Annotated in this window: 18 protein-coding genes; 9 read left to right on the top strand and 9 right to left on the bottom strand. The window is 63.7% G+C overall.

What is annotated here, in order from left to right:
* Positions 1-2: 2 nt before the first annotated feature.
* The 8 genes from WHT83_RS18955 to WHT83_RS18990 form a co-directional block, all read right to left on the bottom strand.
* Positions 3-1196: a hypothetical protein gene (locus WHT83_RS18955; protein WP_406872055.1), complete on the bottom strand. Its 1194-nt coding sequence runs from the start codon at positions 1194-1196 to the stop codon at positions 3-5.
* 24 nt (positions 1197-1220) lie between these two features.
* Entirely contained in the window at positions 1221-2633 is a 1413-nt protein-coding gene (locus tag WHT83_RS18960; protein ID WP_406874013.1) for an aspartate aminotransferase family protein, read from the bottom strand.
* 71 nt (positions 2634-2704) lie between these two features.
* The gene (locus tag WHT83_RS18965) at positions 2705-3712 is read right to left on the bottom strand and encodes an NAD-dependent epimerase/dehydratase family protein (protein WP_406872056.1); all 1008 of its coding nucleotides are present in this window, start codon (positions 3710-3712) and stop codon (positions 2705-2707) included.
* A complete protein-coding gene (locus WHT83_RS18970; RefSeq protein WP_108607780.1) occupies positions 3709-4143 on the bottom strand; it encodes an EamA family transporter in 435 nt (144 codons plus the stop codon). Before WHT83_RS18970 ends, WHT83_RS18965 begins: the two co-directional genes overlap by 4 nt.
* 106 nt (positions 4144-4249) lie before the next feature.
* Positions 4250-5602 (bottom strand): FAD-dependent oxidoreductase, encoded by a 1353-nt coding sequence (locus WHT83_RS18975; protein WP_406872057.1) that lies wholly within the window; start codon positions 5600-5602, stop codon positions 4250-4252.
* 2 nt (positions 5603-5604) lie between these two features.
* Positions 5605-7038, bottom strand: coding sequence for a UbiA family prenyltransferase (locus WHT83_RS18980; RefSeq protein WP_406872058.1), 1434 nt, complete (start codon positions 7036-7038; stop codon positions 5605-5607).
* Between the two features lie 220 nt (positions 7039-7258).
* Positions 7259-7525 carry a hypothetical protein gene (locus tag WHT83_RS18985; protein ID WP_108607777.1) on the bottom strand — a complete coding sequence of 89 codons (267 nt, stop codon included), beginning with the start codon at positions 7523-7525 and terminating at the stop codon, positions 7259-7261.
* A gap of 142 nt (positions 7526-7667) precedes the next feature.
* Positions 7668-10148 (bottom strand): mechanosensitive ion channel domain-containing protein, encoded by a 2481-nt coding sequence (locus WHT83_RS18990; protein WP_406872059.1) that lies wholly within the window; start codon positions 10146-10148, stop codon positions 7668-7670.
* Between the two features lie 194 nt (positions 10149-10342).
* On the opposite strand from WHT83_RS18990, the gene WHT83_RS18995 reads away from it, so the two are divergent.
* The 6 genes from WHT83_RS18995 to WHT83_RS19020 all read left to right on the top strand — a co-directional run bounded on the left by WHT83_RS18995 (position 10343) and on the right by WHT83_RS19020 (position 16604).
* Complete coding sequence (locus WHT83_RS18995) at positions 10343-11602, top strand: sarcosine oxidase subunit beta family protein (protein WP_108607775.1); 1260 nt, start codon at positions 10343-10345, stop codon at positions 11600-11602.
* 112 nt (positions 11603-11714) lie between these two features.
* A complete protein-coding gene (locus WHT83_RS19000; protein ID WP_183260564.1) occupies positions 11715-12014 on the top strand; it encodes a sarcosine oxidase subunit delta family protein in 300 nt (99 codons plus the stop codon).
* Positions 12011-15007: a sarcosine oxidase subunit alpha family protein gene (locus WHT83_RS19005; protein WP_406872060.1), complete on the top strand. Its 2997-nt coding sequence runs from the start codon at positions 12011-12013 to the stop codon at positions 15005-15007. The genes WHT83_RS19000 and WHT83_RS19005 overlap by 4 nt, the downstream gene beginning before the upstream one ends.
* Positions 15000-15587 carry a sarcosine oxidase subunit gamma family protein gene (gene soxG, locus WHT83_RS19010; protein WP_406872061.1) on the top strand — a complete coding sequence of 196 codons (588 nt, stop codon included), beginning with the start codon at positions 15000-15002 and terminating at the stop codon, positions 15585-15587. Before WHT83_RS19005 ends, soxG begins: the two co-directional genes overlap by 8 nt.
* 87 nt (positions 15588-15674) lie before the next feature.
* Positions 15675-16160 (top strand): SRPBCC family protein, encoded by a 486-nt coding sequence (locus WHT83_RS19015; protein ID WP_406872062.1) that lies wholly within the window; start codon positions 15675-15677, stop codon positions 16158-16160.
* A 48-nt stretch (positions 16161-16208) separates the two neighbouring features.
* On the top strand, positions 16209-16604 hold the full coding sequence (locus WHT83_RS19020; protein ID WP_406872063.1) for a RidA family protein: 396 nt from the start codon (positions 16209-16211) through the stop codon (positions 16602-16604).
* A gap of 1 nt (position 16605) precedes the next feature.
* Here the strand turns inward: WHT83_RS19020 and WHT83_RS19025 are convergent, their stop codons facing one another.
* Positions 16606-17316, bottom strand: coding sequence for a nitroreductase (locus WHT83_RS19025; protein ID WP_183260554.1), 711 nt, complete (start codon positions 17314-17316; stop codon positions 16606-16608).
* A 180-nt stretch (positions 17317-17496) separates the two neighbouring features.
* On the opposite strand from WHT83_RS19025, the gene WHT83_RS19030 reads away from it, so the two are divergent.
* Genes WHT83_RS19030 through WHT83_RS19040 form a run of 3 tightly spaced genes read left to right on the top strand, consistent with a single transcriptional unit; the run spans position 17497 to position 21254 of the window.
* The gene (locus WHT83_RS19030; RefSeq protein WP_406872064.1) at positions 17497-18093 is read left to right on the top strand and encodes a helix-turn-helix domain-containing protein; all 597 of its coding nucleotides are present in this window, start codon (positions 17497-17499) and stop codon (positions 18091-18093) included.
* 21 nt (positions 18094-18114) lie between these two features.
* Positions 18115-20568 carry an FAD-dependent oxidoreductase gene (locus tag WHT83_RS19035; protein ID WP_406872065.1) on the top strand — a complete coding sequence of 818 codons (2454 nt, stop codon included), beginning with the start codon at positions 18115-18117 and terminating at the stop codon, positions 20566-20568.
* Positions 20568-21254 carry an HAD-IA family hydrolase gene (locus tag WHT83_RS19040; RefSeq protein WP_406872066.1) on the top strand — a complete coding sequence of 229 codons (687 nt, stop codon included), beginning with the start codon at positions 20568-20570 and terminating at the stop codon, positions 21252-21254. The genes WHT83_RS19035 and WHT83_RS19040 overlap by 1 nt, the downstream gene beginning before the upstream one ends.
* The last annotated feature ends 1 nt before the right edge of the window (position 21255 follow it).

The following is a 21255-nucleotide window of genomic DNA, read 5'->3' on the forward strand; positions in this document are numbered from 1 at the left end:
GCCTAGCCGCGGCGGGCGCCAGCCACGTCGAAACGCGGCTTCCACATCGTCACCAGCACCATGCTCATCGCACCGATGAAGACGAAATAGAAACGGTCGTCGGGCAGCGGAAAGCTGGCAAACTTGCCCAGCGTGCCGATTGCCAACGCAAAGACGAGTGCGTTTTCACGGTCGCCGCCCGTCCGTCCAGCGCGACCGAGCAGCGCCCATCCGGCCAGCAGCAAGGCAAAGATCGCCGGCCATTCATTGTCCATCACGGCGACGACCGCACCCCTGATATAACCCCGGGCAAAACCGACCAGCGAAAAGTCCGGATGGAAGTTCGCCATCGAATTCTGGATCTGGACGCATGAGAAATAGAAATGCGCCCACCAGCCAGGATGGCCGCCGAACTTGGCGGCGATCATGCCACCGGCCAGCGCGGCCACGAAGGTGACGAGAAGTGGAAAAACGCGCCAACCAAATGCAATGGCCGTCAGCAGCAGCGCAAAGACCAGGATGATGTTGTCAGGCCGCAGGAACACCGACGCGAACAGCAGCAAGCAGGCTGTGAGATCGCGTCTCCTGAGCAGCAGATAGACCGCAACGAACGAGACCAGCGACACCAGCATGTCAGGGACGACCGCCGTGGTCATGTGGGCATAGTCGGCGAGCACCAGCAGCGGTGCGAGCACGAATGCCCCTTGCAGCGCGCCTTCCCTCGCCAGCCAGTAGAGGCAGAACGCGCCAAGCGCCAGCGACGGCAGGATGCTCAGCAACATGGCGGCATTGACAAGCCCGACGACGGGCTCGAGCGTACGCAAGATCGCGATGTAACCCACCTTCACCCGGTACATCGAAAGCTGCGACTGGAAGTCGGCAGGGTTCTGCCATTGGTTGAGGTTGTACGGGTTGCCCTGTTGCAGCGCATAGAGCTGGGATTCGCTCGCGCGCTCGGAGATCAGCTTCCATGTTTCGGCATGAAGCTCGACCGGATCACTGTGGCGATCCTCGAGCGCAGTCGCGACATAGGCAACCATGTCCCAATTGTAGTCGGGCCGAACCAGCGCATAGACCGAGATGCCGAGGCAGACGACGGCAAAGAACGCGGCCGCCAAGCGGTCGAGCAAGCGCCTGCTGCCCGCAGCCTGCGCGAGCGCGCGGGCGACGCCCGAGTGCAGCGCCCACCCCATCACGGTACCTTCGCTGGTCATCATCTCGATATTCCTGCAAGCCGCACTTCAGCTCATCTGGCTCTTCACGAAATCCTTGACGATGGCGACGATGCCGCGACCGAGAAGGCTGTCGAGCGACTGGATCAGCACGTCGACATCGCCACGGCTGCAGGTCAGTGGCGGCAGCAGGCGGACGACGTTGCGGTTGTATTCGGTGAAGGCCACGAGCACGTCGTAGTCGCGCAGCAGTAGTGCGCCTACGAACCCGGAGAGAGATCCCTTCAACTTGTCGTCAAGCACGCTGACGACCGGGCGCAACACCATCGGCAGCGTCTGCGAAAAGTCGTGGAACTCAAGGCCGACCATCAGGCCCTTGCCACGCACGTCCTTGATGATCTTCGGATATTTAGCCTTGAGCTCTTCCAGCCGCTCCAGCAGGTAGGCGCCGGTCGCAGCCGAATTCTCGATCAGCCCTTCGTCGTAGAGCACGTTGAGCGTCTCGATCGCGGTGATGCAGCCTTCGCCGATGCCGCCGAAGGTCGCCATCGCGTGGATCATCGCCGTCTTGGGCGTGCCATAGGCCTTCATGTAGACGTCGCGGCGCGCGATCATCGCAGCCATTGCCGCCTTGCCGCCACCGAGCGATTTGGCGACGGCGGTGATGTCGGGCACGACATCGTAGTGCTCGAATGCGTAGAACCGGCCCGAGCGGCCGACGCCGCACTGCACTTCGTCGGCAACCCAGATCACGCCATACTTGTCGCAGAGCGCGCGCAGCTTCTGCCAGTATTCCGCCGGCGCCTGGTTGATGCCGCCGCCACCCTGGATGGTTTCGAGCACGATGGCGCCGATTGCCGGATCGGAGCGGAAGGCATTCTCGACCGCGTCGATGTCGCCGAAGGGGACGCGTGCGGTGTTGTCGGTGAGCCGGAACTCGCCGCGATAGAGTGCGCCGTCAGTGATCGAGAGCACGCCCTTGGTCTTGCCGTGGAACGAGTTCTCGGCATAGACGATCTTGGGACGCGCAGGGCCCGCCGCGCGCTCGGCAAGCTTGACCGCCGCTTCCATCGCTTCCGAGCCGGATGAGCCGAAGAACACCATGTCGAGATCGCCTGGCGAAATCTGCGCCAGGTTGTAGGCCAGCGCCGAGGCGTATTGCGACATGAAGGCGATGCCGATCTCGTGGCGCTTCTCGTCCTGGAATTTCTTGCGTGCCTCGACCACGCGCGGGTGGTTGTGGCCAAGCGCCAGCGAGCCGAAGCCGCCGAAGAAATCGAGGATCTTGCGGCCGTTCTGGTCGATGTAGTGCATGCCTTCGGCACGCTCGATCTTGATCTTGTGGAAGCCCAGCAGCTTCATGAAGTGCAGCTGGCCCGGGTTGAGATGCGCCTTGAACAGGTCGGTCATCCCGGCGACGTCGAGCGCCTTGGCCTGCTCGACGGTCATCAGCTTCGGCTTGGCGACCGCCGTGGCCGCCATCGCGGGAGCACCGGCAATGGCGCGGGAATTGGCTGCATCCGGCTTGGTAACGAGCGTCATGGTCATATCCTTCATTCGGCCGGGGCGTGGTGCGCGCCGGCCGCGACGCCGGCCTTCTTGGCGCGATATTCCTTGTAGGCGGCGATCAGCATGTCCTCGTCGCGATACTTCGGCACCCAGCCGAGCTGGCGCCCGCCCTTGGTGACGTCGAGCACGCATTCCTCGTCGGCGATAAGGTACTGCTCGGGGTCCATGATCGGCATGTTCAGGAGGTCGAGCAGGTCGAGCGTGCGCTTGACCGCCCAGGCCGGTGTCGGCAGCAGGATCGACTTCGAGCCGGCGTGCTTGACCAGATCGCCGAGAAGCTTGCGCACCGGCGGTGGGTTGAGCGAGCCAAGATTGTAGGCCTCGTTGGGAACGCCGGCCTTCCAGGCGAGGCGTGCCGCCTCCGCGCAATCGAACACCGAGATGAATTGATACGGGTTCCGGCCTGAGCCGATCATCGGCACGGGGAGGTTCCAGTCGATCAGCTTGAACAGCTTTTCCAGGATGCCGAGGCGGCCGGGGCCGATGATCAGCCGCGGCCTGAGCAGTGAAATGTTCATGCCGCGATCGCGCCAGACCACGGCCAGTTCCTCGGTCTTCTGCTTCGACCAGCCGTATTCGCCAAGCGGCGCCACCGGATGCTCCTCGGTCATCGGGTAGGTAACCGTGTGGCCGTAGATCATGTCGGTCGTGTAGTGCACCAGCTTCGACGCACCCGCATGGTCCATCGCCTTGATGATGTTCTCGGTGCCGAAATAGTTGACCGGGAAGAAGAACTCGTGCCGCTTTGCCCTCACCTGGATCGGCGACAGCATCTTGGCCGACAGGTTGTAGACCATGTCGTCGACCTTGAGGCCGAGCGCTGCGATCGACGCCGGTTCAGTCACGTCGCACTGCACGAAGCGTGCATTGCGATAATGCGCGAGCTCGCTCTTGACGATGTCGGCGACGATGACTTCGTCGCCGTCGGCGATCAGCCTGGGCGCAAGATGGCGACCGACGAAGCCGTCGCCTCCGAAAATGACGTGTCTCATCGCACGAGCTCGCTTGTCTTGGTGGGTTCTGTAGAAGCGGTGACGACCGTTTCGTCGTGGTCACGGCCGCTCTGGGCGATGAGCACGGTGCCGACGCAGATGAAGGCGATGCCGGCGATCCGCCAGGCATTCAGGTCTTCGCGGAAGACGAAGTATGCGAACACCGCGACGGCGACATAGGCCAGGCTGAGGAACGGATAGGCAAAGCTCAGCTCGACCTTCGACAGGACATAGAGGTGCGATGCCATCGAGATGACGAAGGTCAGAAGCCCGGCAAAGACCCACGGGCTGAAAACGATCTGGAGCAGCTTTACCAAGGGATTTGCACCCTCGAACGATACCGCCCCAAGCGACATCATGCCCTGCTTGAGCATCAGCTGCGCAGCTGCGTTGGTCATCACCGTAAAAAGAATGAAGGGCAGGTATTTCATTGCTTTATCCGTTCTCTTCGCAAGCTAGCGGAAAGCCGCGAATATTCCGTGAAACTTTCTGTACAATTTGAGACACCTGCGCGTTTCCTTGGCGATCGCCTGAGACCTACTCGGCTGCTTGCGCCGCCTCACCTTTGAGCGCGCCCGGTCGCCCCGCGGTGCGGGCCCAGAAATCCGACATGAAGGCGGGATCGCGCATCGTCTCCAGCCGCTGCCAATCCGGAAAGGAGGCGGCGAACGTCGCGGCCGACATGCGCGCGTCCTTGTACGGATTGACCGCACCGCCGGCGCCGACCGTTATCCGGTCGAGTTCGGCCAGAAGCTTGAGCGTGCGCTGGCCATGGTTGGGAAAATCCAGCGTCAGCGTATAGCCGGGCCGGGCAAACGACATCAGCGCCGGCGAGCGCTGTGCCCCGAAACGCTTGAGCACGGTCAGGAACGAGCCCTGCCCGGCCTGCCGCGTCGCCGCCAGCAATGCCGATATGGTCTCGCGCGCGACCTCGACAGGCACCACGCTCTGATGCTGGAAAAGCCCATTGGGACCGTAGAGCCGGTTCCAGCCGGCCACGCTGTCGAGTGGAAAGAAGAATTTCCTGTAACCTGCCTGGCTTGCAGAGACCCGACCGCGCCGCCAGCCATAGGCGGCGTTGAACAGCTTCAGGAACGGCCGGTTGAGCAGGGTCAGCGGCGGCTGGAATGGCACCGACAATCTTGCCGCTCCCAGCTCGGCCGCGCGCGCGCCATAGGGCGCGTGGTTGCCGGCGAGCAAAAGGCCACGCCCGGCGCTTTTGCCGCCCGCCAGCTGGTCGATCCAGGCGACAGCATATTCGTTGTCGCGGTCGGCAGCTTCCGCCGAATCGAAATATTCATCCAGGCTGCCGAACGGCTTGACCGTCTCGGCGATGTCGAGCGACGGCACGCGCATCAGACGGATGGCGGCGGAAAGAATGATGCCGGTCAGCCCCATCCCGCCGATCGTCGCCCAAAACAGCCCTGCATTCTCCGTAGGTGAACAGGCATAGGTGCGGCCATCGGAGCGCAGCAGCGTCAGACGCTCGACATGACAGCCGAAGCTGCCGCGGCGGTGATGGTTCTTGCCGTGGACGTCGTTGGCGATGGCGCCGCCGAGGGTGACGAACTGGGTGCCGGGCACCACGGCGGGGAAAAAGCCGTGCGGTGCCCCGGCCGCGATAATGTCGGCGAGCAGCGCCCCTGCCTCGACCTCGAGCACGCCGGTCTCGGCGTTGAAGGAAAGGATCCGATGGTGCTGCCGCATGTCGACGACGGCACCGCCGCTGTTCTGGCAACTGTCGCCATAGCTGCGGCCGTTGCCATAGGCGAGCAGCGACGCGGCGCGCACCGATCCGCTGGTCAGTATCTGCATCGCCTCGGCCACGTCGATTGCACTGCGTGCGCCTGGGTTGGCGCGGCCGAAACTTTGGTAGTCGCAAGCCGCCATGCTCACCACCCCGCGACCAGAAGCAAGGCAGCGCCGATAAGAACCACGATCTGGCTGCGCCAGTCGCGAATGATGAAGACGACAGGATCGTCGTGCAGTTCGTCGCGGCGGGCGAGGATCCAGACGCGCATGGTGAGGTAAAGCACGATGGGCGCCAGCGGCCACATCAGCCAGGGCTGGCGGTAAAGCTCGCGCACGGCGCTGCTGTCGATGTAGAGCGCCAGAACCAGCACCGACGAAAACGCCGACGCCATCCCCGCCTGCGCAACGATCTCCTGATCCTCGATGCGGTAGCCGCGCCCGGCAATGCGTTCGCCGACGTTCAGCGTCGACGAGCGCAGTTCGACGTAGCGCTTCACCAGTGCCAGCGACAGGAAGAAGAAGATCGAAAAGGCAAGCAGCCAGAACGACACGTCGACGCCGGTCGCTGCCGCACCCGCCAGGATGCGCAGGGTATAGAGCCCCGCCAGCGTCAACACGTCGAGCAGCAGCATGCGCTTGACCGACAGGGAATAGGCGGTCGTGGCGATCAGGTAGATGAGCAATACGGCGACGAATTCGATCGACGTGAAGGCAGCCGTCACCAGGCTTACGACGAGCAGGATAGTCGCCGAGGCGAGCCCGAATGGTATCGACAGCTTTCCGCTGGCGAATGGCCTATCGCGCTTGGTCGGGTGCGACCGGTCGAGTGTCAGGTCGAAAAAGTCGTTGATGATGTAGATGGCCGATGCAGCCGCACAGAACGACATGAACGCCAGCAAGGCCGGAACCAGCATGTCGACGTTGAAATATTTGTGCGCCAGCACCAGCGGCACCGCAATCAGTGAATTCTTGAGCCACTGGTGGACACGCAGCATCTTGAGGATCGTGCGCACGTCCGGCTTCGGCACGGCGACAAGTTCGGAACCGTGGCTTGCCTGCCAGCGCGCGGCGGCGCGGTCGGGTGCGACGACGATCGCCTCGCGCGCGGCTTCGAATACCTTGAGATCGTGGCGGCTGTTGCCGGCATAGTCGAAACCGCCGTCGCCATACGCCGCCACCAGCGCGTTGCGCTTGCGCTCGGAGGTCAGGTTCTCGTCGCCGTCGCTGGCAAGCACCGCATCGAACAAACCGAGATGCCGGGCAATCGCGTCGGCAAATTTGCGCGGAGTGCCGGTGGCGAGCACGATCTTGCGGCCGTTGGCCTGCTCGTCACGGAGCCGTTTCAGGACTTCGGGTCTGTAAGGCAGCGTTGCCGGATCGATGTTGACGGCCGATGCAATCGCCTGCTTCAGCCGGGCTGGCCCCGAAAGCAGCCAGAACGGCACCAGAAAGATGCTGAGGGGGTTCTTCTTGAGAAGGGCAAACAAGCCTTCCCAAAGTAAATCGGTCGCAATCAGCGTACCGTCGAGATCGACCGCGAGCGGTATTGCGCTGTTTTCTGATCGCGCGTCCATCGATATGCCTGCCCTGCCCTTGCCGGACGGCATCAACCCTCCGGACCCCCACCAGTACGCTATAGCGGGCAGCCGGATTCGGGATGGTTAAGGTGGCAGCCGAATGCTGGAGGCGCGCCAGTCATTTCCTCGGTCATGCTTAAACAGACATTAGCGAAATACGGAAAAGGCCGAGCATCCGCCCGGCCTTCGATCAGTTCACCAGCGATGGCACGCGATCTTACTTGATGCGGGCGACGCCGCCCGAGATCTCCACCGTTTCCGCACCGGTCAGCGCTTCGCGGTCGCCATTGGGCATCGTCACGAAGCAGCCATTCGAGCAGAATTCGACCGTCTCGCCTGCGGCAAGAGCGAGTTCCGTCTTGGAACCGCCCTCCGTCACGATCAGCGTGCGCGGCTCGGCATCCAGGTTTACCGCGCTCGCGGCATGCGCCGCGCCCGACATGGCCAGGAAGAGCGCGCCTGCGGCGACAAGAAACCTATTCATTCTCATCATCGGTGTTTCCACCGCCTCTGTTCATTTTCGCAAGGCATTCTCGCCGTTTGCAAGGGAGCTTATATGAGTTCGAAGCTGAACGGCAACTGAATGCCTTGTTCATGCCACAATTGGCTATCGCAGCCCCACCGTTTCATTCCGGATCGGTTTTTTTCCTTCCCGGCTTGCGCCTGGCGGCAGCTTCGTCAGCCCGTTTGTTGCGCGCTTCTTCCACCTCTGCGACCAGCGCTTCGGCCTGTTCGTCATCGGCCGGCCATTTCTCGGCCGGCTTGATGTCGTGTGCGCGCGGCGTCGACGGGATATCGATATGCTCGCGTTCGAATGCCTCCAGAATGGCGAAGCGAATGTCGTTCTGGACAGCATTGCTGCCTGTGACATCCGCGAGGAAGAAGCGTATCTCGAACTCCAGCGCCGCCGTGCCGAAATTGGCAAACAGCACGAAGGGTTCCGGATTCTTCAGGATCATCGGATGCGCCCGCACGATGTCGAGCAGGACATCATGGGCGCGCTTGACGTCCGAGTCGTAGGCGACGCCAACCTTGATATCGACGCGGCCGAGCTTGTTGCGATGGGTCCAGTTACCGACGGCGCTGTTGATCAGGTCGGAATTCGGCAGGATTACCGACTGGCGCTGGAACGTCTCGATCTCGGTGGCGCGCACGCTGATCTTCTTGACCGTGCCCGACACCTGGCCGGCAACGATCCAGTCGCCGACCTTGAACGGCCGCTCGGCAAGCAGGATCAGGCCCGAGACGAAGTTCGACACCACGTTCTGCAGGCCAAAGCCGATACCGAGGGAAAGCGCACCGGCAACCAGCGCGAGATTGGAAAGGTCGATACCTGCCGCCGACACGGCGATCAGCCCGGCAATCGCCACGCCGGCATAGCCGACGGCAAGCCGGATCGAGTTGCGCACGCCGGCATCGACCTTGCCGCGCGCCATCACCGAGCCATCCAGCCAGCCCTGGAACCAGCGCGTGACGAAATAGCCGATGGCAAAGACCAGGACGCCCGAAAGAAGGCCGGCGGGCGAGAACGTGAAGCTACCGATCTGGAAACCCGAGCCGATGCGATAGAGCCAGGTGACCATGTCGCCGGGCTGAAATCCCCATGTAAACAGGATCAGCGGCACGCCGACGATCAGAACCAGCAGATTGATGACCATGCTGGTGACGAGGCCGAGCTGATCGAGCGTCGCATCGTCGAGCGTGAACATCCGCTTGATGCGGCGTCCGACCGTCGTCTTGATGAACGCGTCTTCCTCGTTGATCGCCTGGGACGACAGGAAGCCGATATACATCGTCGCAAGGATGGTGCCGGTCACGACGATCTGCTGCGAAACGAAGCGCGCCAGGCCGATATAGCCCAGCAAGGCCGCGGCAATGGTGACGCCGCCCAGGGCAAGCACGATATAGCGGAAGAGGCGCGGCCATGGCTTCGGACGGCCGTCCTCATCGACGAACGGTCTGACCAGCCCGATGAGGATGACCAGTACGCCGATCACCACGGTCGACGTCAGCGCCTCGCCCACCGTCAAAGCCACCGGTGAACCGAGCACCTGGTAGACCGAGCTCAGGAAATAATCGAGGCCCGTGAAGAAGGCGGTGGCGGTGATCAGCAGCATCAGCCAGCGTGCCGCGCCGCTTTCGACCGGGATCAGCCGCCATTTGGGCAGCCTGGGCGAAAGCACGGCCATGCCCAGGCGCGAGACGAAGAAGACGATGGCGATGACATAGAACAGCGACCACAGCATCGCGCCGATGTCGCCGCGCAGCACTTCAAAATAATCGAACAGGTAGTAGGTAACGCCAAGGAACGCGACGAGGGCCGCCGACTGCATCAAGGTAGACCAGAAGGCGACCGACAGCCTGCTGAGATAGGACGGCTCCTCGACCCTGCCGTCGGGCTCGAACATCCGGCCGAACATGCGACGGCCACCGACGATGATGACAGCCGCGGCGGCCAGTGCAAAGAAGGTCGCAGCAAGCATCGATTTGAGCTTGAAGCTGGCGACAAAACGAACCCAGGACGAGACCGTGCGGTAGAGGTCGCTCATCTCGGTCTTGAATGCGTCGATGACCTCGAAGGCCAGCGCGAAATTGATCTGGTAGCGCTTGGTCAAAAGGTTCTGGAACAGGTCGCGCCGTACCTCGGTGATCTGGCTGATCAGCTTGTCGATACGGATCGAGAGATTTTCGGCGACGCCGAGCACAGCGTTGATCTCGGTCTTCTCCGCGGTCAGGCTTTCCCGCTCGCTTGTCACCACCGCAGGTTCAGGCGGCTGGCCTTCCACCGGTGGCTTGCCAAGCTGCTCCAGCCGCGTGTTGATTTCGGTCAGGCGCGGACGGAATGCGACGCCGCTTTGCAGCAGCTCGCGCGACAGCTGCTCGAGTTGAAGGCGGATATCGACAAGGCCGGCATCGTCCTCGGCGCTGGCATCCATTTTCTTCTGCAGCGCATCGACCTTGGCCGACAGGCTGGTGATGACTTCCTGCTGGTCGGCAATGACACCGGCCGGCGCTTTGCCGAGATCCTGCGCGACGGCCTGCGACAGCAGCACCGCTGCGAGAACGAACAGGGTGGCGCCGATGCGCCGGACTGCGGAGAAAAGCATGGTTTGTCAGCGACTCACGGTCTGTTTGCCAAGTTCACGGCGTGCCATTGATAAAGATGGCCAACCTGCCGGGCAAGCCGGCCGGATGGGCTGGTGGGAAAGTCGGCCTAGCGAAAAGCAATGGCGGAATATTGGCTTTGAATTCTGGAAGCTGCCTGTAGTGTCCGCACACAGCCCATAGGATGATTTGCAGGATGGCGGAATATTCGGCCTTTTCGCTTCTCAGGAACGCGCTCAGCGGAAACCGCGACTGGAAGCCGGCATGGCGCAAGCCAAGCCCCAAGGCATCCTATGATGTGGTGATCATCGGCGGCGGCGGGCACGGACTGTCGACAGCCTACTATCTCGCCAAGGAACACGGCATCACCAATGTGGCGGTGCTGGAGAAGGGCTATCTTGGTTCCGGCAATGTCGGCCGCAACACAACAGCTGTCCGCTCCAACTACCTGCTGCCGCAGAACACCCGCTTCTACGAACATTCGATGAAGATGTGGGAGAACCTCTCCCACGAACTGAACTACAACGTCATGTTCTCGCAGCGCGGCGTCCTCAATCTCGCGCACACGCCGGGACAGCTCGACGACCTGGCACGCAAGGGCAACGCCATGCGCCATCTCGGCGTCGATGCGGAGTTGATGACGCCCGCCCAGATCGGCCGCCGCGTGCCCGGACTAGACATGTCGCAGTCGGCGCGTTTCCCCGTCTATGGCGGACTGATCCAGGAGAGCGCCGGCACTGCACGGCACGACGCGGTTGCCTGGGGCTATGCCCGCGGTGCCGACCGACGCGGCGTCGACATTATCGAGAACTGCGAAGTCACCGGCTTCCTGCGCGACGGTGACCGGGTCACCGGCGTCACCACCAGCCGCGGCGAGATCCGTGCCAGGAAGGTGGCCGTCGCGGTTGCCGGCAGCACCGGACGCGTCATGCAGCTTGCCGGCATCGAGCGCATGCCGATCGAGAGCCACGTACTCCAGGCCTTCGTGTCGGAATCGCTGAAGCCATTCCTGGATACGGTGGTGACCTTCGGCATGGGCCATTTCTACGTCGGCCAGTCCGACAAGGGCGGCCTGATCTATGGCGGCGACCTCGACGGCTACAATTCCTACGCCCAGCGCGGCAGCCTGCCGATCGTCGAGGAAGTGATGAGCGAAATGCTGGCGCTGTTTCCGTCGCTCGCGACCGTCCGCGTACTGCGTTCATGGGGTGGGGTCTGCGACATGTCGATGGACGGCTCGCCGATCATCACGACGGGGCCCCTGCCCGGCATGTATCTCAATTGCGGCTGGTGCTATGGCGGCTTCAAGGCGACGCCGGCCTCCGGCTTCTGCTTTGCCCACACCATCGCCAGGGACGCGCCGCACGACCTGAACGCGCCCTTCACGCTCGACCGTTTCAGCCGTGGCACCGTCATCGACGACAAGGGCCAGGGCCCGACACCGCGGATGCATTAGAGCATGATCCCGAAAAGTGGAAACTGGTTTTCGGAAAGATCATGCTCCAACAAATAGTTAGAACCCCATTCCGATGCAATCGGAATGGAACGGGCTCTAAGGTTTCGAACGCATGCTGATCACCTGCCCCTATTGCGGCCCCCGGGACGTCTCCGAATTCGCCTACCAGGGCGACGGCAACCGCAACCGACCGGACCCGGCCTCGACCGACCTCGTCGCCTGGAACGCCTATGTCTATGACCGGCTCAACCCAGCCGGCGCGCATAACGAGATCTGGCAGCATGCCGGCGGCTGCCGCGCTCATCTCGCCGTGGTGCGCGATACGCTGACCCACGAGATCTTAAGCGTGCGCTTTGCCCGCGAAAAGGGCGCGCCCGCCCATGGCCGCCGCAAGTCGGGAGCCAAGGCATGAGCCCGCGCCGCACACCCTCGGGCGGCCGGATCGACCGGCTCCGCACCATCCGCTTCACCTTCGACGGCACGGCCTATACCGGCCATCAAGGCGACACGCTGGCGTCCGCGCTGCTCGCCAATGGCGTTTCGCTGTTTGGGCGTTCGTTCAAGTATCATCGCCCGCGCGGCGTGCTGACCGCAGGCGTCGACGAACCCAACGCGCTGGTGACGGTTTTGCGCGGCGATGTCCGCGAGCCCAACATTCCAGCGACGATGGTCGAGATCCACGACGGCCTCGTTGCCGTCAGCCAGAACCGCTTTCCCTCGCTCGCCTACGACGTCAGCGCCGTCAACCAGCTCGGCGGCAAGGTCCTCTCGGCCGGCTTCTACTACAAGACCTTCATGGGTCCGGTGATCGGCCCGCTGAAGGGCACGCGCTTCTGGATGCTGTGCGAGAAGATCATTCGCCGCGCCGCCGGCCTCGGACGCGCCGGCCACGCGCCCGATCTATCCCGCTACGAGCGCATGAATTCCTTCTGCGACGTGCTCGTCGTCGGCTCGGGCCCGGCCGGCCTCTCGGCTGCGCGCGAGGCCGCAGCATCCGGCGCACGCGTCATCCTTGCCGAGCTCGATCCGCAGTTCGGCGGCTCGGCCAACTGGTCCGGTGAAACCATCGACGGCGAACCGGCAGCCGCATGGGCGTCCGACATCGTCGGCGAACTCAGAGACCAGAAAAACGTGCGCCTGCTCAAGCGCACCACGGTCTGGGGCTATTACGACGGCAATACGCTTGCCGCCGTCGAGCGCGTCAGCGATCACAAGGCTTCCCCTGCCAAGGGTGCGCCACGTCACCGCCATTGGACCATCCGCGCTGGCAGGGTGGTGCTCGCCACCGGCGCCTTCGAGCGGCCGCTGGTGTTTCCCGGCAACGACCGCCCTGGCGTCACGATGGCGAGTGCGGCGCAGCGCTACGCCAACGAGTTTGGTGTGCTGCCGGGCGACAGGATCGCGGTTTTCACCAACAACGACAGCGCGTATCGGTCCGCCGCCGCCCTCAATGACACCGGCGCGACCGTCGCAGCCATCATCGACGTGCGCCCCGAAATATCAGAGGAGTGCCGGGCGCTCGCCCGCCGATGCGGCGCCGAACTGTTGGTCGGCCATGCCGTCATTGGCACCGAAGGTGGCAAGAAACTGACCGGCATCAAGCTCGCGCCATTCACCGTGGCGACCGGCCCTCTGCCGTCAGCCGCCCGCAGCATCGAGGCCGACTGCCTGCTGATGTCGGGCGGCTGGTCGCCGACAATTCATCTCGCCAGCCAAGCCGGCGCGCGGCCGGTCTGGGGTGACGACTTGCAGGCCTTCCTGCCGCCCGAAGCCGGCAAGGGTTGGGTCGGTGCCGGCGCATTCAACGGCACCTTCTCGACAGCGGAAGCCATCGCCGAGGGTTTTGCAGCCGGCCGTATTGCGGCGGGCCTGCCCCCCATTGAGACGGGCACGCTTCCCGACGTCGAGCCCGCCGCGCTCGACCCGCATCCCGCGCCGGTTTTCGAAATCAGGGCTAAGGGCAAGTCCTTCGTCGACTTCCAGCACGACGTGACATCGGACGACGTGCGCCTTGCCCATCTCGAAGGCTTCGTCTCGGTCGAGCACCTCAAGCGCTACACCACACTCGGCATGGCAACCGACCAGGGCAAGGGCTCGAACGTTCCCGGACTGGCCATCATGGCCGAAGCCTTGGGCAAGCCGATCCCTGAGGTTGGCACCACGCGATTCCGGCCACCCTACACGCCGGTTTCGGTCGGAGCACTTGCCGCCGAGCGCTTCGGGGACCTCAAGCCCGAACGGCTGACGCCGATGCACGACTGGCACCTCGACAACGACGCCACCATGTATTCGGCCGGCCTTTGGTTTCGCCCGATGATCTATGGCGGGCCAGGCGAAACGATCGAGCAGGCCTATGTCAGGGAAGCGCAGGCGACCCGCGAAACAGCCGGCATCGTCGACGTCTCGACTTTGGGCAAGATCGCCGTGCAGGGTCCGGACGCAGCGGAACTTCTCGACCGCGTCTATTCCAACGTCTTTTCGACCCTGCCGGTCGGCAAGGCACGCTACGGCCTGATGCTGCGCGAGGATGGGCTCGTCTTCGACGACGGCACCACCTGGAGGCTTGGCGACAACGATTTCCTGATGACGACGACCACGGCCAATGCCGGCAAGGTCATGCAGCACCTCGAATACTTCCTCGATGTCGTCTGGCCGGACCTCAAGGTGCACCTGACATCGGTCACCGACCAGTGGGCGGGAGCGGCGATCGGCGGACCGAAGGCCAGGGAAATCCTGGCGGCCTGCGTCACAGGCACCAGGGTCGACAACGAGGCCCTGCCCTTCATGGGCATCGTCCACGGCGAAATCGCGGGCGCGCCCGTGATGATCTGCCGGCTGTCCTTCTCCGGCGAAATGGCCTTCGAGGTCTATAGCGGCGCCGGCCACGGCACGCATGTCTGGGAAGCGCTGATCGAGGCCGGAAGGCCTTTCGGCATGGTGCCGTACGGGCTTGAGGCGCTGGGCACGATGCGCATCGAAAAGGGCCATGTCACCGGCGCCGAAATCGATGGCCGCACCTCGGCCCGCGACCTGCATCTCGGCTGGATGCTGTCCAAGAAAAAGCCCTTCATCGGCTCGGCCATGATGGACCGCGAAGGCTTGGTCGCCTCGGGCAGGCTCGAACTTGTCGGCCTGGTTTCGCTCGACAATCGCCCGCTCAGTGGCGGCGCTCACATCGTCGAGGAAGTCGACACAGACAACCCGCATGGCTCGCTCGGCCACATCACCGCCGCCTGCTTCTCGCCGGCGCTGGAAAAGTACATCGCCTTGGCGCTCGTCGCGGACGGCAAGTCCCGGCACGGCACGCGCGCCCATGTTTCCGACCCGCTGCGCGACCGGTTCGGCCCGGTCGAGATCGTAAGCCACCACTTCTTCGATCCCGAAGGGAAGCGCATGCATGGTTGAGCAGCTTTCACCGCTTGCAGCAGTATTCCGGCCCGGATCGCACGGCAACTTCGTCGACGGCGTCGGTGTGACCCTTTCCGAGGTGGCACTTGGCTCCATCGTCCAGGTTGCCGCGTGGCCGGGCGAGGAGAAGAAGCTGATCGCTGCCATCTCCTCCATCACCGGCCTCAAGCTTGCCGATGGCGCCGGTACCGGTGCCGTCTCCGAACGCCACACCGTTTTCGGCTTCGCGCCCGGCAAATTCCTCGTCACCGACACGGCGGAAGGACTTGCTTCCACGCTGGCCAGCGCCGTCACCCCAGCCACGGGCAGCGTCACCGACCTGTCCCATGGCCGCACCGCCATTCGCGTTGCAGGCCAGAAGTCCGAATGGGTGTTGGCAAAACTGTTCGCTGTCGATTTCTCGCTCGTCGCCTTCCCGCAAGGCTCCGGCATCTCGACCGCCCATCACGACATCTTCGCCCAGATCCAGCGCAGCAGCCCCGACCGCTTCGACCTCTACGTCTTCCGCTCGTTCGCCCGATCGTTCTGGAAGATGCTGTGCCACGCCTCCGATGAGGTCGGCTACGAAGTGAGGTAGCGGTGGCCACCCGCCCTTCAAAGGACTAAAATCGCTGTCGCCCGCCGCTCATTGGCGAGGCCATCTCGGTGTCCGAAGGTTCGCGCCATGGCGAGCAATTCGTTCCGCTTCGATGAGGTTTGGGAAATTCCCGATGCCACCCCGCAGGAGGTGTGGGAGGTGCTGGCCGACCCGGACCTGCTGCCGCTCTGGTGGGGTGACGTCTACAAGGAGGTGGAAAAGCTGACCTCTTATGACCGGCCGACCGTTGGCGCGAAGGCACGCGCCCGCGCCCGCGGCTTCCTGCCTTACGAACTGAATTTCATTCTCGAAGCTGTCGAACTCGAGCCGGGCAAGTTCGTTGCGGTGAAAACGTCAGGCGATTTCGACGGCCACTGGCGCGCCGTGCTGACGCCTTCAGGCAGAGGCACACATGTGGCCTTGACCTGGCAGGTGCTGGTCGAGCGGCCCATCCTGCGCCTGCTTTCGCCCCTGCTCCGCCCGGTCTTCGCCTGGAACCATCGCTGGACCACGCCGCGCGGTGAAGCCGGCCTGTGCCGCCTCCTTGCCGAGCAACGCAAGGCTGCCGGCTAGCAAGCCAATCCCGTTGCGGGCAATATGCCTCCTTTGAGGGGGACGACCATGGAATTCATCAATTCTGCCGAAGCCAAGGCGCTCAGGCTGCCGTTCAGCCAGGCGGTGCGCGTTGGCGACGTGCTTTATCTTTCCGGCGCCCTGGGCAATCGCCCCGGAACGCTGGAACTCGTTCCCGGCGGCATGGAGGCCGAAGCGCGTCAGACGATGGAAAACATCAAGGCGGTGCTCGAAGAGAATGGCCTCGGCATGGCCGACATCTTCAAATGCACCGTCATGCTGGCCGACATGTCGAAATGGGCCGAGTTCAACAAGGTTTATGTCGGCTATTTCGACGCCGACCGCCTGCCGGCGCGATCCGCATTCGGTGCCAACGGCCTGGCGCTCGGGGCGCTGGTCGAACTGGAGTGCTGCGCCTACATACGCAACCGGCCCGCGGCCTGACCTATTTCAGGAACTGCACCCACTCGTCGAGCGGCGCGCGGTCAGTGCGGAAGGTGCTTTCCGGCTTCGACGTGTCCTCGTGACCGAGCGCCATGCCGCAGACCACCACCTCTTCTTCCGGAATGCCGAGCACCGGCCTGATCTGGCGGTGATAGGGCGCGAATGCCGCCTGCGGGCAGGTGTGCAGGCCTCTCGCCCGTGCCGCGATCATGATGTTCTGCAGGAACATGCCGTAGTCGATCCACGAGCCCTGGTTGAGCCGGCGGTCGATGGTGAAGATCATGCCGACCGGGGCGTCGAAGAAGACGAAGTTGCGGTCATGCTGGGCCCGCATGCGGTCGACGTCGCGGCGGCCTATGCCGAGCGTGCTGTAGAGCCCGAAGCCGTTGGCGCGGCGGCGGCCGAGATAGGGCTCGAAAAACTGGTCGGGATAATACTTGTACTCGTCCCAGACCGCCTTTTCGGCGCGCACTCCCGAATTGAGGATGGCGTCGCTCAGCCGCTGCTTGATCTCGCCAGCAGTGACGTAAACCTTCCAAGGCTGCATGTTGGTGCCCGAAGGCGCTCGCGCCGACACATCGAGGATGTCGCGGATCACCGCCTCGTCGACGGGCGTCGGTAGAAAGGAGCGCACCGAGCGCCGCGAAACGATCGCTTCGTCGACGATTTCGGTGTCATCCAGTTCCAGCGGTTTTTGGTCCGGTGCCAGCATCGGCTGTCCCTATGGCATCGATATTGTCGGATCGCCCCTCACCGCCCGTCCGAAATCGAGCCTTTGCACTCTCTCCCGGAGTCTCGCAAGAGAAACTTGCTGGACCATGAAAATGAGCTTGAATTTTTCACAGAGATGCCATCTCATGAAATTCTGCAGTAAATTTTCACGAGGCCCGATTTGAGTCCCACCGCAACAGCCTCGCTTCGCAAGGAAAGCGACATCGCAGGCGACCTGCTCGCCAACGATCTGCGCGCGCTGCGCAAGTCACGCGGACTGACGCTGAGTGAGATCGCGCTGAAACTCGGACGCTCGGTGGGCTGGGTCAGCCAGGTCGAGCGCGGATTGTCGACGCCTTCGATCGGTGACCTCCGGGAATTTGCCGAGTTGTTCGGCGTCCCCATCAGCCTGTTCTTCGCTCATGAAGCCCCAGTGGAGGCTGAGCGCGGCGTCGTTGTCCGCTCTGGCCGGCGGCGCACGCTCGGCAGCAGCGAATCCGGCCTGGTGGAAGAGTTGCTGTCGCCCGACCTCGGCGGCAGCTTCGAAATGCTGCGCTCGATCTTCGCACCGGGTGCCGGCATGGCCAAACCGGTGACGCGCCCCACCGAAGAGGCCGGCTACGTCGTCTCGGGTGGGTTCGACATCGAGATCGACGGCACCTGGCACAGCCTGGGCGAAGGCGACAGTTTCCGCTTCGACCACAAGCCGTTCCGGTGGAGGAACACGGGAACGGTGCCGGCGGTGGTTATCTGGGTCGTATCGCCACCTGTCTACTGATCGCACGCTGAGGAGGAAATCATGGCCGAATTGCCGAGCACGGCGCGCGTGGTGATCATCGGCGGAGGCGCGGTCGGCGTTTCCTCGCTCTATCATCTCGCCAAGGCGGGCTGGACCGACTGCGTGCTGCTCGAAAAGAACGAGCTGACCTCGGGCTCGACCTGGCATGCCGCCGGCAATGTGCCGACCTTCTCGTCGTCCTGGTCGCTCATGAACATGCAGCGCTATTCGACCGAGCTCTATCGCGGGCTGGCGGCCGAGGTCGACTACCCGATGAACTATCACGTCACCGGCTCGATCCGGCTGGCCCACACCAGGGAGCGCATGCAGGAGTTCCAGCGTGCCAAGGGCATGGGCCGCTACCAGGGCATGGATATAGACGTCATCGGCCTCGACGAGATCAGGCGCCGCTATCCCTTCGTCGAGACACACGACCTCAAGGGCGCGCTCTACGATCCCAACGACGGCGACATCGACCCGGCCCAGCTGACCCAGGCACTGGCCAAGGGCGCGCGCGACATGGGCGCGAAGATCGTCCGCTTCTGCCCGGTGATTTCGGTCCGCCGCGACAAGGGCGAATGGGTGGTCTCGACCGAAAAGGGCGAAATCCGCTGCGAGAAGGTGGTGAACGCATCAGGCTATCGCGCGGCCGAGGTCGGAAAAATGTTCGGCCGCGACGTGCCGATGATGGTCATCAGCCACCAGTACATCCTGTTCGACGAAATCCCCGAGCTCGCCGCCTGGTCGCGTGAGGCCGGCCACAAGCTGCCGCTGCTGCGCGACGTCGACACCTCCTACTACCTCCGCCAGGAGAAGAACGGCATGAATCTCGGCCCCTATGAGCGCAACTGCCGCGCCCATTGGGCAACGCCCGACGACCAGATGCCTGCGGATTTCTCCTTCCAGCTCTATCCCGACGACCTCGAGCGGCTGGAATGGTATCTCGACGACGCCGTCCGCCGCGTGCCGATCCTCGGCACCGCCGGCCTGTCCAAGATCATCAACGGCCCCATCCCCTATGCGCCCGACGGCAACCCGCTGATCGGCCCGATGCCCGGCGTGCCCGACGCCTTCGAGGCCTGCGTCTTCACCTTCGGCATCGCCCAGGCGGGCGGCGCGGGCAAGGTGCTGGCCGAATGGGTAACCCGGGGCGAGACCGAATGGGACATGTGGTCCTGCGACCCGCGCCGCTTCACCTCCTTTGCGTCCGCTCCCGACTATGCGGTTGCCAAGGGCATGGAGGTCTACGGCCACGAATATGCCATTCATTTCCCCAGGCATGCCTGGCCGGCGGCGCGCAACCGCAAGCTTTCGCCGATCCACGACCGGATCGCGGCCCTTGGCGCGCAGTTCAACGCCTACAATGGCTGGGAACGCGCCACCTGGTATGCCCAGCCGGGCGACGACGTCTCGGAGGAGTCGACGCAGACCTTCGCCCGCTCCGGCCCCTGGGAGAACCGAATCCGTGAGGAGTGCCTCGCCGTGCGCGATGCGGCCGGCATCCTCGACTTGCCCGGCTTCAGCCGCTTCAATCTCGACGGCCCGGGCGCTGCCGCATGGCTTGAGACCCAGGTCACCGGCGCCGTTCCCAAGGTCGGCCGTATCGGGCTCTGCTATTTCGCCGACGATCACGGCCGCATCGTCACCGAGATGTCGGTGGTGCGCCATTCCGAAAACCTGATGACGCTGATCACCGCCGCCGTCGCCCAGTGGCACGATTTCGAATGGCTGAAGTCGCACATGCCTGAAGATGCGGATTTCAAGCTCATCGACCGCACCGAGGAATACTCGACGCAAATCCTCGCCGGACCCAATTCGCGGAAAATCCTGGCCGAAATCTGCGGGGCTGACCTCTCGGCACCTTGGCTGACGCATCAGGAAACCATCATCGCAGGACGCTGGGCCAAGCTGGTTCGCGTCTCCTTCGCCGGTGAACTTGGCTGGGAGATCCACACCAAGGTCGCAGACACAACAGCGGTGTTCGGCGCCGTCTGGGCCGCCGGCCAGAAGCATGGCCTGAAACCCTTCGGCATGTTCGCGCTCGACGCGCTCCGGCTGGAGAAGGGCTACCGCGCCTGGAAAGGCGACCTTTCGACCGACTACACCATCCTTCAGTGCGGGCTCGAACGCTTCGTCAAATGGGACAAGCCCGACTTCCGCGGCAAGGCTGCCTTGCTCAGCGAAAAGCAGCAGGGCGTGAAGAAGCGCTTCGTCACGCTTGTCATCGACAAGCCCGGCGACTGCGACGCGCCCTATATGTCGACACTCTGGCACAATGGCGCAATTGTCGGTGAGACCACGTCAGGAGGCTGGGGCCACAGGGTGGACAAATCGATTGCGCTGGGCATGCTGCGAGCCGATCTGGCCGTGCCGGGCGTTACCATCGAAGTCGAGATTTTCGGGGAGCGCTTCAGCGCCACGGTCCAGCAGGACAAACCCTTGTGGGATCCCGAAAACGAAAGGTTACGCTCCTAATGTCCCTTCCCTTCCCCGATCGCGCCTTTGGCGCCTTCATGTTCGACATGGACGGCACCATCCTGAGCTCGATCGCCTCCACCGAAAGAGTCTGGACCGCCTGGGCGATCAAGCATGGGCTCGACGTGGAAACCTTCCTGCCAACCATCCACGGCGTTCGCGCGTTCGAGACCATCTCCCGGCTGAACCTTCCCGGCATCGATCTTATGGCCGAAATCGAGGAGCTGACCCAGGCCGAATTCGACGACGTCGAGGGCATCGAAGCTATCCATGGCGCGGCAAGCTTCCTCAACGCCCTGCCTGTCGAGCGCTGGGCGATCGTGACCTCGGCGCCGCGCAGGCTGGCGCTCCGCAGGCTCGAGGCCGCCAGCTTGCCTGTCCCTCCGATCATGGTCACCGGCGAGGACGTCGCCCACGGCAAGCCTGCCCCCGACTGCTTCCTGCTCGGCGCCCAGCGGCTTGGCCACAAAGCGGAGGATTGCCTGGTGTTCGAGGACGCACCGGCCGGCATCCGCGCAGCCGAGGCGGCGGGCGCGCGGGTGCTCGTCATCACCGCCACCCACAATCATGCCGGCGGCACCCCGCATCCTTCGGTTCCTGGCTATGGCGCGCTGACACCCCGGCTGGACATCGCCAGCAGGTTGACGCTTGCCCGCTTTGCGGCCCTGCAAGATGCGGAGGCCTGAG

The sequence above is a fragment of the Aminobacter sp. P9b genome, from assembly GCF_045345995.1.
In the GTDB taxonomy this organism is placed as follows: domain Bacteria; phylum Pseudomonadota; class Alphaproteobacteria; order Rhizobiales; family Rhizobiaceae; genus Aminobacter; species Aminobacter niigataensis.